The organism is Thermodesulfobacteriota bacterium (assembly GCA_040754335.1).
Classification (GTDB): Bacteria; Desulfobacterota_D; UBA1144; order Nemesobacterales; family UBA2774; genus 2-12-FULL-53-21.
Genome location: JBFMCV010000003.1, coordinates 342408 through 355531 on the forward strand (window position 1 = coordinate 342408; position 13124 = coordinate 355531).

The following is a 13124-nucleotide window of genomic DNA, read 5'->3' on the forward strand; positions in this document are numbered from 1 at the left end:
TCCGGGCGCATTGTGTAAACGCACACAGCAGGGATGTGTAAATTTACACAATTGTGCAAAAATCCACCTCTTGTATTAACATAAGCCCCTGAATATACTTACTATTGGTACCACCTTCAATTGGCATAAGACTTGCAATAGATTATTAGCACATGCAAATAAAAGTACAGAAATTCGATGTTGCTTCATTTAAATTGGAGGCTTCAGCGGTTAAGAAGCACTGGTTATCATCCCTTCCATGATAAACAGTTTAAAATCTGACGGTGTTGCTGCATTAAGTTAATTTCCGCTTTTAATCTAAAAACAGGCAAATTGATCGAGATTTAACGGGCAATGTGATGGGAAAATCATACGCATATAAAAATAATTTACGGGTTCTGAAAGGAGGATCACACTCAGATGTTTAATTTTGGTGAGTTAATTACAGCGGGCTATATATACGCGGCCGTGAGCTTCGCTCTTTCGGTTTTGCTTATAACCGTTAAAAACCTTATAGGCAAGGACAAACACTACTACAGCGTTCTCGAGTACGTGAACGTCAATATAGTAGCCGCGTTGATTATATGGGTACTGGGGTATTCCGTGCCGGACATTCTTCTACTCTCGGCGTTGAGCGTTACGACAATGCTTGTAGCCCACAGGGTGCTTAAAAACTTCACTATAGCGGGACGGCTCTTACTTGTAACTTACGCCCTCTTTTCACTCTTCGGAATGATCTGGGGATTCTGGTTCATTACATCGGTCGACGTAAGCACGGTCACGCGGGTGCTGATGTTCATCGGGTACCCGATCCTGTTCATGACCCTCTTCGGGGGGATAATCACGGCCTTCGAGCAGTGGGAAGTGCTCGGAAAGGTAAAATGGGAGAGACCCAACGCCCCCCTTCCCTCAGGTATGCTGAAACGTTTTCCGAAAGTGTGCCTCCAGGTGCCGGCCTATTCCGAGCCGCCGGACATCGTTATCGCAACTCTCGACAGCATAGCAAAGCTTAATTATCCGAACTTCGAGGTAATGGTCATAGACAATAACACCAAGGATCCTAACCTCTGGAAGCCTGTCGAGGCGCACTGCGCCAGGCTTGGGGAGAAGTTCAGGTTCTTCCACGTGGATCCTATTAAAGGCGCAAAAGCAGGCGCGCTTAACTTTGCTCTAAGGCACACGCATTCGGACGTGGAGATCATAGGCGTCGTCGACAGCGACTACCAGGTCGAGCCCGATTTCCTCGACCGTCTCGTCGGATATTTCGAAAACCCCGATATCGGCTTCGTCCAGACCCCACACGATTACAGGGAGTGGGGACAGAGCCTCTACCAGAGGATGTGCTACTGGGAATACAAATATTTCTTCGAGACGATCATGCCGAGTCTCAACGAGCGGGACGCGACCCTCACCGTGGGCACGATGTGTCTCATCAGGAAAAAAGCGCTCGAAGACGCAGGCGGCTGGGCGGAATGGTGCCAGACGGAAGATTCCGAGCTGTCCATACGTATCCATGCGGCGGGCTACTCCTCGGTTTATACGAACGAAACGTTCGGACGCGGACTCATACCCGAAACATTCCTCGGCTACAAAAAGCAGCGTTTCAGATGGACATTCGGGCCTGTCCAGGAATTGAAGCGGCATTTCAGGCTCTATCTTCCGAAGTTCATGTCCAAACCCTCGGCCATGACCACGCTCCAGAAAGTCCATCATCTGAACCACGGGTTCGGATACCTGAACTTGGGCGTAGGCTCCCTGTTCATTCCGTTCGGGCTCGCGGCGATGGTATCTATGGTGCTGCACCGTGAAGTTATAAAAGTGCCCGAGGCCATGTGGATCACATCACTTATCGTACTGGTATGCGGGTTCACGCTAAGATGGCTGACGTACCACGTATACCTAAAGTGCCCGCTCAAGGACACGATAGGCGCGTTCATCGCGAACAGCGCACTGACACATACTTACATAGTGGCGAGCATATCGTGCATGTTCAAAAACGAGATAGCCTGGCAGAGGACGAACAAATTCAAAGAGCTTCCTCTGGGACTGGGCGCCCTGAGCTCGGTGCAGGCGGAAACTATTATCGGAATCCTGATCCTCGCCCTGGGCGGAGTTTCATTCTTCTTGATCCCCAGCATGGGACTGCACTTCGTACTCGGCTCATTGATGATGCTCAAAGGGCTCGAGTATCTTGCCGCGCCGGCTTTGGCGCTCCTCGCGGAGCACGAGCTGCAGAAATCCAGGGAATCGGAGCGTTTCGTTACGAAGCCCGTCCCTAGCAGCAGCGCGAACCAGTATCAGCCGATAAAGAGAAACATAACGAAATAAGTCTGACTTTACCGGTCGGAACCGGACATTATGATCAAGAAATAGAGAAAGGGGGACCAGCAAGTCCCCCTTTTTGTTTCCGACTTCCTCTCAAGCCGCGGCACATATAGACATCCCGTCCGGAATGAATCGGTCCCGGCCGGGAATTCTTGCAACCCCTCCGCGTTTCCCTTATCATCTCATTAACGGACCGGAACATTAGCAAACGATGGCCAAGGGTATTGCATTCAGCAATGAAGAGATCGCGGATGCTCTCGAGCACATATCGTCCCTGCTCGAGGTACAGGGGGCAGGCACATACAGGGTCAGGGCGTATATGAACGCCGCGCGCACTCTCAGGGAATGCGGAGAGCCCGTCTCAAAAATACTCGAAAAGGAAGGCGCGAAGGGGCTAGAATCCCTTCCCGGCGTCGGGAAGAGCATCGCCGCAGTCATATCGGAGCTCCTTTCCACGGGGCGGATCGGCTTACTCGAAAGGCTCGAAGGCCAGGCCTCCCCGGAAGAGCTTTTCGAGACGGTGCCCGGTATAGGTGAGAAGACAGCACATCAGATACATGAGACGCTCGGGATAGAGACGCTCGAGGAGCTTGAGATAGCCGCCCACAACGGGAGCCTCTATAAGGTCCCCGGCCTCGGCAGGAGAAAGGTAGAGGGGATAAGGGACGCCCTCGCCGGCATACTTTCCCGCTCCTCGAGACGGCGTGCGCGGAGGCTCCGATGGCTCGAGCACGAGATGAGGGAGCTTGAGACAGAAAAACCCGGAGTAAATCTCGTCCTCGAAGCGGATAGGGAGTACAGGGAAAAGGCGGCCCTCGGGGAGCTCAAGAAGATTGCGCCCAAGCGCTTCAACCCAACAGGCGAAAAATGGCTTCCCATATATCATAAGGAGAAGGACGGCTGGTCGTTCACGGTTCTGTACTCGAACTCGCCCCTCGCGCACAAGCTGGGCAGGATGATGGACTGGGTCATAGTCTATTACGAGAAAGACGGGGAGGAAGACCAGTGCACGGTCGTCACCGAATGGCAGGGAAGACTCTCGGGCAGGAGGGTAATACGCGGCCGGGAAAAGGAATGCATGGATTATTACAGCAGCCGCGGAAGGGAAGTAGTCTATTCCAAAAACTGATGTCGAAATGAGACTGAAGTCAATCCCGCATGTATTGTGAATACGTCACAGGCCCCGGTTCACGAGGAATATCGCCGTCTGCGCGAACATGTTCGGAAAGAGCTTCACGCTCTCGCTCTCGCTGATGTACATGCTCCTCTCGATCCTGACGTTCTTCAGGCGGCAGTAGTCGATAAAATCGGAAATGCTCAGGAAATGGAGATTCGGGGTTTCGTACCACTGGTAAGGCAGCGCGCCGGTTACGGGGGTCCTTCCCCGGAAGAAAATCTGGAGCCGGGACTTGTAATAAGCGAAATTGGAAAAGCTTATTATAACCTTTCTGCCCACCCTCAGTGCGTCCGTCAGCACCGAATCCGGGTGCTTGATCTGCTGGAGGCTCTGGTTGAGGATCACGTAGTCGAACGATTTATCTTCGTATTCGGCCAGACCGCTGTCTATATCCCCGTGTATGACGTTCAGCCCCTTCGCAACGCATGCATAAATCGCCTGGTCGTCTATCTCTATGCCCTGACCTCGGACGCCTCTTTCCTTGATCAGAATGGCAAGAAGCTCTCCCGTTCCGCACCCGAGATCGAGAACCGTCGTCTGCGGCTTAACCAGTTTTAATATGGCTTTTTGGTCAAAGCGGACGTTCCCATATGTCATAGTCTCAGTCCGCTTCGCATTCGTGGAACACTTTCTTCAGGAAATGCGAGATCAGGTGCGTCTCCTCGTCAATCTCGAGAAGGAACGCGTCGTGTCCGTATGTGGAGTCCACTTCGCAGTACGTGGTCTCGATCCCCGAGCGTTTACACGCCTTGACTATCTCCTTCGATTGGTAGGCGGGATATAGCCAGTCCGATTTAAACGCGATGACGAGCACCTTCGTCTTCAGGCCCTGGAGGGAGTCTTGCAGCGGCCTCCACTGCGTCGCGTCGAAGTTATCCATGGCTTTCGTAATATAAAGATATGAATTGGCGTCGAAGCGCTTTACGAAACTGTCTCCGCGGTAACGGAGATAGCCTTCGACCTCGTAGTCGGCCGTGAACTTGAAGGGCCGGGCCCCGTCCTTCTTCTGCCTCCCGAATTTCTCCTCCATGGATATGTCGCTCATGTACGTGATATGCCCTATCATCCTGGCCACGGCGAGTCCCTTGGCGGGCGTGAGGCCGCCGTAATAATCACCGGAATTCCAGTGCGGGTCGGCCATGATCGCCTGCCTCCCCACTTCGTTGAACGCGATCTGCTGAGGGGAGTGTTTTATGGCGGTCGCTATAGGGATTGCGCTCCTTATCCTGTCCGGGTACCTGATGAGCCAGGAAAGGGCCTGCATGCCGCCCATGGAGCCCCCTGCCGCCGTAAGCAGCTTATCGATGCCTAAATGATCGATAAGGCGCTTCTGCGCGTCCACCATATCGTTGATCGTGATTAGGGGAAAATCGAGGGCGTAATGACCGCCGGTTGCCGGATTTATGCTCGAAGGGCCTGTCGACCCCTTGCAGCCGCCTATGACGTTACAGCAGATAACGAAATATTTGTCCGTATCGAACGCCCTGCCCGGGCCTATCATCGAATCCCACCAGCCCGGGTTTTTCCCTTCCGCATCGAGCCCTGCGGCGTGCGCGTCGCCGGAAAGTGCGTGCAGTATGAGTACGGCGTTCGTTTTATTTTCGTTGAGCGAGCCGTAGGTCTCGTAAGCTGTCGTTACCGGCCCGAGCTTCTCCCCGTTCTCGAGCGGAAGGCTGTCGATTGTATGGAACTGCGTCTCAACAACACCGACGCCGTCTTCGTATTTATCGATTTTCTTCGTCTTCACCCTTTAACCTCTGTAATAGCCGAGGGACACATGAACAGCTTATCCCGCCTTTTCCAGCGCCTGATCTATATCTGCGATAATGTCGCTTATATGCTCGATCCCCACGGAGAGACGGACGAAGTCCGGAGTCACGCCCGTCGAAAGCTGCTCCTCGGGAGATAGCTGCTGGTGCGTGGTCGTGGCGGGATGAATTGCGAGTGTCTTCGTATCACCTACATTCGCCAGGTGCGAGATCAGCTGTAGCGAATCGATGAATTTCCGCCCCGCCTCGAGCCCGCCTTTGATACCGAAGCCCAGTATCGCGCCAGAACCCTTGGGCAGGTATTTGGCCACCCTCTCCTTCTCGGGGCTGTCGTCGAGCCCAGGATAATTGACCCACGCCACCTTCGGGTGCTCCTTCAGGTGCATCGCAACTGCAAGCGCGTTCGCCGAATGTCGCGGCATGCGGAGGTGAAGCGTTTCGAGTCCCTGCAGGAAAAGGAAAGCGTTAAACGGAGAGACGGCCATCCCGAGGTCCCTTAAAAGTGTGACTCGAGCTTTTATAATATAAGCGATATTGCCGAGCGGTTTTAAAGCTTCAATAAAATCTATCCCGTGATAGCTCGGCTCCGGCTCCGATATGAGGGGAAACTTCCCGCTGTCCCATTCGAACTTGCCTGAATCTACTATGACTCCGCCGATGCTCGTCCCGTGGCCTCCGATAAATTTCGTCGCCGAATAGACAGTAATATCCACTCCGAAATCAAACGGCCTCAATAAGTACGGGGATACCGTATTATCAAGAACGAACGGTATCCCGTTTTTGTGAGCCACGCCGGAGATACCTTCGAGGTCGGCCACGTCGAGCTTGGGATTACCTATGGATTCGGCATAGACTGCTTTCGTTTTCTGTGTAATTGCTTTTTGAAGTGCCTTTAAATCGTTCGACTTTACGAACTTTACGGTTACCCCGAGGCGCGGGAAAGTGTAATGGAACAGGTTATAAGTCCCTCCGTAGAGGTTGTCCATGGATACGATCTCATCCCCTGCCTGCGCTATGTTGAGGAGCGCCATAGTCGTAGCGGATTGTCCGCTCGAAACTGCAAGGGCTCCGACTCCGCCGTCCATAGCGGCTATCCTTTTCTCGAATGCGTCCTGCGTCGGGTTCATGATCCTCGTATAGATGTTCCCGAACTCGCGCAGCCCGAAGAGATTCGCGGCATGTTCCGTGCTCTTGAACTGGTAGGATGTGGTCTGATAGATGGGGAGCGCCCTCGCCCCGGTCGCGGGGTCGGGCTCCCACCCTCCGTGGAGAGCGAGCGACTCTACTTTAAGCTGACTATCGATCTTACTCATTCACATACTCCTTTGGTCTCATTTTATTTTTTATCTTAATCGGGTTTGATAAAAATGTCGAGATAGTATCCATGCCTCGAAACCAGACCCGTCCTCATGCGCCCAAGCCGCAGCAATATCTGTTGATTGCACGAGATTATATCATAGAAAAATAGGGCAATCACCATGCCAATTGCTACAAATTGATATAATTCCAAGGAGTTGCGCTTCGACAAGACGCATGATTACAACCTAATGTCACGCCACTCCGGGTCATTTAGTTACCATTTGTATAATTCTTATGCACAAGGAACCGGATATCATGGGAACCCCGCAATCATGCAGGGAGGACAACAGTAGAGGAGGCATTGCCTATTTCGCTGGTGGAGCCGAAGGGATTTGAACCCTCGACCTCATGAATGCCATTCATGCGCTCTCCCAACTGAGCTACGGCCCCACGGAAGGTATTAATTTAAGTCCTCATTCGTTTAAAGTCAAATAAAATAATGTATAATTCCTAGCTTATACTCGATTTTGCCTCGATTATAAAGGAGAAATTTGATGAATGTCGTTAACGTCGGCCTTATCGGCGCAGGCACCGTCGGATGCGGTGTTATCGAGGTGCTGCGTAAGAACATGGATATAATCGAAAAGAGGACCGGCATCAGGATAAATCTTAAAAAAATAGCCGATATCGACCCCGACAGGAAAAGGCCCGTCGCAATCCCCAGAAACAAGATGACGAAGGACGCGGGAGAGCTCCTTCGGGACAGCTCGATCCAGATAATTATTGAGCTCGTTGGAGGGACGGGTGTAGCTAAGGACCTCGTGATAGGAGCCATCAGGAGCGGGAAACACGTAGTAACGGCCAATAAGGCGCTCCTCGCGCATTACGGCAGGGAGATTTTCGGAGCGGCTGCGGAAAATGGCGTCGATGTCGGGTTCGAGGCCAGCGTGGGGGGCGGAATACCTATTATCAAGGCCGCGCAGGAAAGCTTCGTCGCGAACAATATACTTTCGATACACGGGATAATAAATGGTACGTCCAATTACATACTTTCGAGAATGACGGAGGAAGGGTCCGGGTTCGCCGAGGTCCTGAAAGAAGCCCAGAAAGAGGGTTATGCCGAGGCCGACCCGTCGTTCGACGTGGACGGGATCGACGCCGCGCACAAGCTCTCGATCCTCATCATGCTCTCCTTCGGCATTTTCATAAGCTTCGGGAAAATTCACGCGGAAGGGATAAGGGGCATTACACCGCTCGATATAGAGTACGCAGACGAGCTCGGGTACAAGATAAAGCTCCTTGCCGTCGCGAAATGGAGGGAAAAAGGACTCGAAGCCGGGGTCTATCCGGCCCTCGTGAGAAAAGAAACACAGCTCGCCGACGTATCGGGAGCTTTTAACGCTATCTACCTCGTAGGCGACGCTGTAGGGCCGGCCATGCTCTACGGCAAGGGGGCGGGAATGATGCCCACGGCCAGCGCCGTCGTGAGCGACGTTATCGAGATCGCGAAAGACATCTCGCTCGGGAACACGCACCCATCCCCTCCGAGGTTTTACGGGGTGAAAGAGCTGTCACGGCTGATAAAAATGAGCGATACGACGAACAAATACTATCTGAGGTTCCAGGCCGAAGACAGGCCCGGCGTGCTCGGCAGAATCACGGGGAGCCTTGGGAAACACGGGATCAGCATCGAATCCGTCATACAGAAAGGCAGGCACCTGGGCGGCGGGGACGTCCCGGTTGTAATCATGACACACGAGGCTCTGGAGAAGAATCTCCTTTCCTCGCTCAGGGAGATAGACAGGTTCTCCACCATACGGGCGAAAACGACTTTCATAAGGATAGAAGACCTTTGACCGGGATTGTGAGAGCCGCTGTCTCGCTAGTATTAATGTTTCACGGACGGGAGCCGGGAGAATCAACTCCCGGAGAAGAGCGCGTATTAATCGGGCGCGGGCAATATGACGAAAAAAGTTAATTTCGAGGAAATATTCGATTCGTTACCGGAATCCATAATCATTATAGACAAGGACCTACGCGTGCTCGATATGAACGACAACGCCGAGAGCACTTTCAGGATTTCCAGGGAAAAGGCCAGGGGACAGCATTCGAGGGCATTCATGCCCGAAGGGATCGACCAGGTCGCGCTAATGGCGATGGGCGAGGGCAGAACCGTAATCGGCGATGAGATTAAACCTACGCTGAGGAGCGGCGAGCGCATCTCCATTCAGGCCGTCGCTTCCCCGCTCTTCACGAGCGACGGGGACCTCAAGGGGGCGATAGTGCAAGTCAAGGACATGTCCGGCACGAAGTTCCTAAACAGCAAGAGCATACAGGAGATATCGGCGTCCAAGTTCGAGAACCTCGTGCTGGGGCTCGCTCACGAGCTCAAAAACCCGCTCAGCGGTATAAGGGGGGCGGCTCAGCTCCTGGCCGAAGACGCTCCGAACAAGGAGACGCTTAAATGCGCCGAGATCATAACGAAGGAAGCCGACAGGCTGAGCGCCCTTCTCAACACGCTCAAGCAGCTTGAGCCGTTCGCCGAAGAGGTATTCGAGCTTATAGACATACACGAGCTGCTTATGGAAATCATATACCTCGAATCGATGTCCAAAGCGGGAAATCGGATACAGTACAAGCAGAATTACGACGTCACGATACCGCCCATACACGGCGACAGGAACTCGCTTAAGCAGGTGTTCCTCAACCTTATTAAAAACGCAGCCGAGTCTATCCCGGGCAAAGGACAGGTCGAGGTTTCCACCAGATGGATCACAGAGCACAAGCTCAAGGGACAGAATTCGATGGCTGTCGAGATAAGGGATAACGGAAGCGGGATATCTCCGGATTCGCTGGAGAAAATATTCAACCCCTTTTATACTACTAAAAAAGAAGGGTCGGGTCTCGGACTCTTTCTGGCGTATCAGATTATCGCCAAGCACGGCGGAGCGATCTTCGTCGACAGCGAGGTCGGTACCGGTACGACGGTCAAGGTGTTCCTGCCTATATCCGGAGTATAATTCCGGCGTACGAATCTGAACCAAAATGAAATCCGAAACGGGCAATTGATAATCGAAAGCATAAGATGAAAAAAAAGGTACTCGTCGTAGACGACGAAGAAAGCATAAGGTGGGTGCTCGGCAAATGCCTGGAGAAGGCGGGCTACACGGTCCGTTATGCCGATAACGGGGCGAAGGCCGTCGAGAGCGCATCGTCGGAAGGTTTTTCCTCGATAATCCTCGACATCACAATGCCCGATATGAGCGGCTTCGACGTGCTGAGGGAATTCAGGTCGCGAGGGATCAATCCGCCTGTAATCATTATCACCGCTCAGAACACGGTCAAGAACGCAATAGACGCCATGAAGCAGGGCGCGTACGACTATATAGCCAAGCCGTTTGACCTCGACGAGGTCAAGCTCACCGTACAGAGGGCCATAGACAGCTACGAGAACTCGAAGAAGCTCGAGATGCTCAGGGCGGAATCCGGAGAAGCGGATTCCCTCCAGGACATCGTCGGCAAGTCCCAGGTCATGCTCAACATATACAAGATGATAGGCAGGGTAGCCGAGCGGGACATTACGGTGCTCGTAGTCGGTGAGAGCGGGACCGGCAAGGAGCTCGTGGCGCGGGCCATACACCAGAACAGCATGAGGAGGGACGGAAAGATGGTCGCGGTCAACATAGCGGCCATTCCGAAGGAGCTCCTCGAAAGCGAGCTTTTCGGCTACGAGAAAGGAGCCTTCACAGGGGCCTCTCTCCCCAAACAGGGGAGGTTCGAGGAAGCCCACAAAGGCACTCTGCATCTCGACGAAATCGGCGACATGCCGCCCGAGCTCCAGACGAAGCTTCTCAGGATACTCGAGGAGAGGAAATTCTACAGACTCGGAAGTGAAAAACCCACTCCCGTCGATGTCCGGATAATAGCGTCGACGAACAAGAACCTCGAGAAAGAGGTGGCCGAAGGCAGGTTCAGGGAGGACCTTTACTACAGGCTGAACGCGATCACGATCGAGATACCGCCGCTCAGAAAAAGAATAGAAGACGTCGTGCCGCTCATCGAGCATTTCCTCAATAAATACTCGCGGGAGCTGGGCGTAGCCAAGAGGACAATATCCGACGAAGCAAAAGAGCTCGTGCTAGGCTACAGTTGGCCCGGCAACGTCAGGGAGCTTGAGAACATAATCAAACGCGTCCTCGTGCTGACGTCCGACAGCGTAATCACGAGAGAGACCCTTATCGAAGCCGCCCCCCATCTCGAAGGCAGGGCGAGGAAGGAACAGGAATCGTTCGATCAGCTCATCACCAACGAGGTCAATTTCCTTATGGAGGCCGGGGGCACGGAGACCGATGGGCATATCCACGATATAATCATCAGAAAGGTCGAGAAACCCCTCATTGAAGCCGTACTCAGGATTACTAACGGGAACAAGAAAAAGGCCGCCCAGATACTGGGCATCAACAGGAATACGCTTTCAAAAAAGATGGAAGAGCTGGGTCTCGAGGGCAAAGACACGGATTAATCCCGGAAGGGTCATGCGATCTTGTTGAGACTTTCTATGTACTCGAGCCCTTCTTTCGCCGCAGCCTGCTCGGCCTGCTTCTTGTTCCTTCCGGTCCCCTTGCCCATGCATTTTCTGCCGAGCCTGACCTCAACATGGAAACACTTGTCGTGAGGAGGCCCTTCCTCGAGCACTACCTTATACTTCGGAACCTTTTTAAACTGCCTCTGCGCGACTTCCTGGAGCCTGGTCTTATAGTCCCTGAAGATCTCCTCGTCGCCGTTAAGACAGTTCTTGAGCAGCTTCGTAACTATCCTGTAGACCTTCTTGTATCCCCCGTCGATGAATACCGCGCCTATCACCGCCTCGAACGCTCCGGCGAGGTTCGACTGCCTCTTTCTCCCTCCTGTATTCTCCTCGCCCTTCCCGAGAAGTATCTGCTTGTCTATCTTGAGCTCTTTGGCGAAATGGGCGAAATTCATGCGGCTCACTATAGCGCTCCTCATCTTGGAGAGCTTCCCCTCGGCGGCATCAGGGAAGAGATCGTACAGCACACGCGCGACAATGAAGCCCAATACGGCATCGCCCAGGAACTCCATCCTCTCGTTGCTCTCGACGGAAGTCTCGTTGGCGTAAGAACTATGGGTTAGCGCGGTTTTAAGAAGGCTCGGGTCCTTGAATCTGTAATTGAGCTTCTTCTCGATCATGAGCTTAGAAAATTATCATCAAGAAAGACTAAAATCAACCGTCCTCGCTAGAGCCGATTATAAAATATAGTCTATACCGGAAGAGATTTATAGGGTTAGGATTTGAAGCGAAACCGGCCTCGGAGGAAGCCGTATGGTCGAGCTTCAAATACAAGGGTGAAATCCAAACCCGTAATCGATCGTAAATATAGAGTATAATACGATACGCTTCCGAGAGGCGTAATTATATAGACGAGGTGAGAAATGAGTATTAGACCTGCATCCCTGTTCGCTTGTTTATTGTTAATATTTACATTAGGTTACAACTCAAGTGCCCAGGACGGCCAGAATGGTAAACGCACCCTGAGCGTTACAGGGAACGGCAAGGCCGACGCAGCCCCGGACGTCGCGTATCTGACCCTTTCCGTCGAGACACTCGCGAAAAACGCTTCCCGGGCGGTCAAGGAAAACGCGGAGACGACCGATAAGGTCATACAGGTGATAAAAGCCAAGCTCGGCAAAAACGACAAGCTCTCAACGGCCGGATACAGCCTGGCACCCGTCTATGAATACAACAACCAGACGAGCAAATCCGAGTTCAAGGGGTACAGGGCAAGTAACAGGATCATCGTCGAAGCCCATAACCTGAAAGAGATAGGTACCATTATCGACGCCACAGCCGAGGCGGGACTCAACAACATAGACAGTCTCTCGTTCGAGACCACGAAGAGGGACGAATTCAGGAGGCAGGCGCTCACCCAGGCAGTGAACGACGCAAAGACGACCGCCGAGACCTTGGCCAAGGCGGCGGGCGTCAAGATAACCAGGATACTCCAGCTTTCACCGTCTTTCGATTACCCCGTGCCGGTGTACAGGGACTACGCCCTCGCCAAGGAAGCCGCACCTGCGGCTCCTCCCACGCCCATAGAGCCCGGGGATATATCCGTGAGCGCATCCGTAAACATAGTGTTCGAGATAGAGTGACGGGTCAGTCCCCCGAGCGGCATTCCTCACAGCTGCAAAGCTCTCGAAGGAATTCGTACGTATAAATTCCCGTATCGTGCTTGTCGTTCCAGCAGAACTTGAACGCGTATTGCCCGACGGGCTCGATGCTCAGGGGCTTGATCGAGACGGATTTCACCCTGAGCGGTATCGTTTTCTTGAAAGGGAGCCTGCCGTCCTTGCTCGTCTTTCTAAGCTGTCTGCACGTGGCGCACGGGCACTCCTGTCTCAGGTCTTCGTAAAGATAGATGCTCTCGTGACCGTCGTCCCACATAATACGCAGCGCCGTATCGCTGAACTCTGATATATCCGCGGGCTTGTATTTCATCTCTCTGTCCCCTCAGGCGGCATATATGAATCGTGCTCCTATATTGTACCGAATTGCG

The 13124-nt window shown here is 53.0% G+C and carries 11 protein-coding genes and 1 tRNA gene; 6 read left to right on the top strand and 6 right to left on the bottom strand.

Annotation, left to right across the window (positions count from 1 at the left end; genetic code table 11):
* The first annotated feature begins 399 nt into the window (after positions 1–399).
* A complete protein-coding gene (locus tag AB1598_07890) occupies positions 400–2307 on the top strand; it encodes a glycosyltransferase (protein MEW6144919.1) in 1908 nt (635 codons plus the stop codon).
* 208 nt (positions 2308–2515) lie between these two features.
* Positions 2516–3433 carry a helix-hairpin-helix domain-containing protein gene (locus AB1598_07895; protein MEW6144920.1) on the top strand — a complete coding sequence of 306 codons (918 nt, stop codon included), beginning with the start codon at positions 2516–2518 and terminating at the stop codon, positions 3431–3433.
* Positions 3434–3478: 45 nt separating this feature from the next.
* On the opposite strand, the gene metW is transcribed toward AB1598_07895, so the two are convergent.
* From metW to AB1598_07915, 4 genes are all read right to left on the bottom strand, one after another.
* Positions 3479–4078 carry a methionine biosynthesis protein MetW gene (gene metW, locus AB1598_07900; GenBank protein MEW6144921.1) on the bottom strand — a complete coding sequence of 200 codons (600 nt, stop codon included), beginning with the start codon at positions 4076–4078 and terminating at the stop codon, positions 3479–3481.
* 4 nt (positions 4079–4082) lie between these two features.
* Positions 4083–5228, bottom strand: coding sequence for a homoserine O-acetyltransferase (locus AB1598_07905; GenBank protein MEW6144922.1), 1146 nt, complete (start codon positions 5226–5228; stop codon positions 4083–4085).
* A gap of 39 nt (positions 5229–5267) precedes the next feature.
* Positions 5268–6563, bottom strand: coding sequence for an O-acetylhomoserine aminocarboxypropyltransferase/cysteine synthase family protein (locus AB1598_07910; GenBank protein MEW6144923.1), 1296 nt, complete (start codon positions 6561–6563; stop codon positions 5268–5270).
* Between the two features lie 360 nt (positions 6564–6923).
* Positions 6924–6999 (bottom strand) — tRNA-Ala (locus AB1598_07915).
* Positions 7000–7103: 104 nt separating this feature from the next.
* Here AB1598_07915 and AB1598_07920 point away from each other — a divergent pair.
* The 3 genes from AB1598_07920 to AB1598_07930 all read left to right on the top strand — a co-directional run bounded on the left by AB1598_07920 (position 7104) and on the right by AB1598_07930 (position 11071).
* Positions 7104–8405 (top strand): homoserine dehydrogenase, encoded by a 1302-nt coding sequence (locus AB1598_07920; protein MEW6144924.1) that lies wholly within the window; start codon positions 7104–7106, stop codon positions 8403–8405.
* A 105-nt stretch (positions 8406–8510) separates the two neighbouring features.
* Entirely contained in the window at positions 8511–9569 is a 1059-nt protein-coding gene (locus AB1598_07925; GenBank protein ID MEW6144925.1) for an ATP-binding protein, read from the top strand.
* A gap of 65 nt (positions 9570–9634) precedes the next feature.
* Entirely contained in the window at positions 9635–11071 is a 1437-nt protein-coding gene (locus AB1598_07930) for a sigma-54 dependent transcriptional regulator (GenBank protein MEW6144926.1), read from the top strand.
* Between the two features lie 11 nt (positions 11072–11082).
* Here AB1598_07930 and rnc read toward each other — a convergent pair whose 3' ends face one another.
* The gene (rnc, locus tag AB1598_07935; GenBank protein MEW6144927.1) at positions 11083–11757 is read right to left on the bottom strand and encodes a ribonuclease III; all 675 of its coding nucleotides are present in this window, start codon (positions 11755–11757) and stop codon (positions 11083–11085) included.
* Between the two features lie 243 nt (positions 11758–12000).
* Here rnc and AB1598_07940 point away from each other — a divergent pair, with 243 nt between their 5' ends.
* Positions 12001–12720, top strand: a complete 720-nt coding sequence (locus tag AB1598_07940) for an SIMPL domain-containing protein (protein ID MEW6144928.1) — start codon at positions 12001–12003, stop codon at positions 12718–12720.
* Between the two features lie 4 nt (positions 12721–12724).
* Here the strand turns inward: AB1598_07940 and AB1598_07945 are convergent, their stop codons facing one another.
* Positions 12725–13066, bottom strand: coding sequence for a DUF971 domain-containing protein (locus AB1598_07945; protein MEW6144929.1), 342 nt, complete (start codon positions 13064–13066; stop codon positions 12725–12727).
* Positions 13067–13124 lie beyond the last annotated feature (58 nt).